Source organism: Streptomyces sp. L-9-10 (assembly GCF_004151105.1).
Classification (GTDB): domain Bacteria; phylum Actinomycetota; class Actinomycetes; order Streptomycetales; family Streptomycetaceae; genus Streptomyces.
In genome coordinates, this window is the sequence record NZ_PHRF01000030.1 from 1 (window position 1) to 2,156 (window position 2,156).

Consider the following 2,156-nt stretch of genomic DNA (forward strand, 5'->3'; position numbering starts at 1 on the left):
CTTGGTTTCGACTCGCTCAGCTCGGTCGAGCTGCGCAACCGTCTCAACGCGGCGACCGAGCTGACTCTCCCGGCCACGCTGGTCTTCGACTATCCGACGCCGGCTGTTCTCGCGGCGCGACTGGGCGCCGAGCTGCTGGGTGGTGTGCTCGACGCGGTGGCTGAGGGCCCCGCCGCGGCCGTCACCGACGAGCCGATCGCGATCGTCGGGATGAGCTGCCGTTTCCCCGGTGGTGTGGAGTCGCCTGAGGACCTGTGGCGTCTGGTGGCCGAGGGTGGGGACGCGGTGGCGGGGTTCCCGGCCGACCGTGGCTGGGACGTGGAGTCCCTGTACGACCCGGACCCCGCTCACATGGGCACCTCCTACAGCCGTATGGGTGCCTTCCTTGACGGTGTGGCGGACTTCGACTCGGGTTTCTTCGGGATCTCGCCGCGTGAAGCCGTGGCGATGGACCCGCAGCAGCGGTTGCTGCTGGAGACGTCGTGGGAGGCGTTCGAGCGGGCGGGTATCGACCCGAACTCGTTGCGTGGCAGCCGGGCCGGTGTGTTCGTCGGCACCAACGGCCAGGACTACGCGTCGCTGTTGCTCGCCGCGCAGGAGACCGTCGAGGGATACGCGGGCACGGGTATCTCGGCGAGTGTCATCTCGGGGCGGCTGTCGTACACGTTCGGCCTTGAGGGCCCTGCGGTGACGGTGGACACGGCGTGCTCGTCGTCGCTGGTGGCGCTGCATCTGGCGGTGCAGGCGCTGAACAGGGGCGAGTGTGACCTGGGGCTGGTCGGCGGTGTGACAGTGATGTCGACGCCGGGCTCGTTCATCGAGTTCAGCCGCCAGCGGGGTCTGTCGGTGGACGGGCGCTGCAAGGCGTTCTCCGCCGACGCGGACGGCACCGGTTGGGGTGAGGGTGTCGGCATGCTGCTCGTGGAGCGGCTGTCGGACGCCCAGCGCAACGGGCATCAGGTGCTGGCGGTCGTACGTGGGTCCGCGGTGAACCAGGACGGCGCGTCGAACGGTCTGACGGCTCCGAACGGCCCCTCGCAGCAGCGGGTCATCCGGCAGGCGCTCGCCAGCGCGGGGCTCGCGCCGTCCGATGTGGACGCCATGGAAGCGCACGGCACGGGCACGACGCTGGGTGACCCGATCGAGGCCCAGGCGCTGCTGGCCACGTACGGCCAGGACCGCGGTGGTGAACCGCTGTGGCTCGGTTCGGTGAAGTCGAACATCGGTCACACGCAGGCGGCAGCCGGTGTGGCGGGCGTGATCAAGATGGTCATGGCGATGCGGAACGGCGTGCTGCCGCAGACGCTGCATGTGAACGAGCCGACTCCGCAGGTCGACTGGTCCGCCGGCGATGTCGCGCTCCTCACCGAGGCCCGTTCCTGGCCGGAGACCGACCGGCCGCGCCGGTTCGGTGTGTCGTCGTTCGGGTTCAGCGGTACCAACGCGCACACCATCATCGAGCAGGCTCCGGAGGCCGAGGAGTCGGCTCCGGTTGTGGCGTCCGCGCCGGTTGGTCTGGTGCCGTGGGTGCTGTCGGCGCGGAGTGCGGAGGCGTTGCGATATCAGGCTGAGCGGCTGAGCACGGGTCTGGTCGGTCTGGATCCGGTGGATGTCGGGTTCTCTCTGGCGACGTCGCGTGCGTCGTTCGAGCAGCGTGCGGTGGTGGTCGCGGAGGATGCGGAGGCCGGGCTGTCCGCTCTGGCCGCGCTGGCCGAGGGCCGGCAGGCGGCGGGTGTGGTGACGGGCTCTGTGGTGAGCGGGATGCTGGGTTTCCTGTTCTCGGGTCAGGGCTCCCAGCGGCTGGGCATGGGGCGCGAACTGTCCGAGCGTTTCCCGGTGTTCGCGGAAGCCTTGGACGAGGTCCTGCGTCGGTTCGATCCGCGGGTGCGTGAGGTGCTGTTCGGTGAGGATGCCGACGCGCTGAACGAGACGGGTGTGACGCAGCCGGCGCTGTTCGCGGTCGAGGTGGCGTTGTTCCGTCTGCTGGAGTCGTGGGGTGTCCGGCCGGATGTGCTGGCCGGGCACTCGATCGGTGAGCTGGCCGCCGCGCACGTGGCGGGTGTGTGGTCGCTGGCGGATGCGGTGAAGGTGGTGTCGGCGCGTGGTGCGCTGATGCAGGCGCTGCCCGAGGGCGGTGCGATGGTGGCGGTCCAGGC

Annotated in this window: 1 protein-coding gene; it reads left to right on the top strand. The window is 70.1% G+C overall.

The genetic code is table 11. The features are described from left to right. The coding region (locus tag CU044_RS08765) for a type I polyketide synthase (protein ID WP_129767920.1) at positions 1-2,156 on the top strand (2,156 nt) is incomplete at both ends.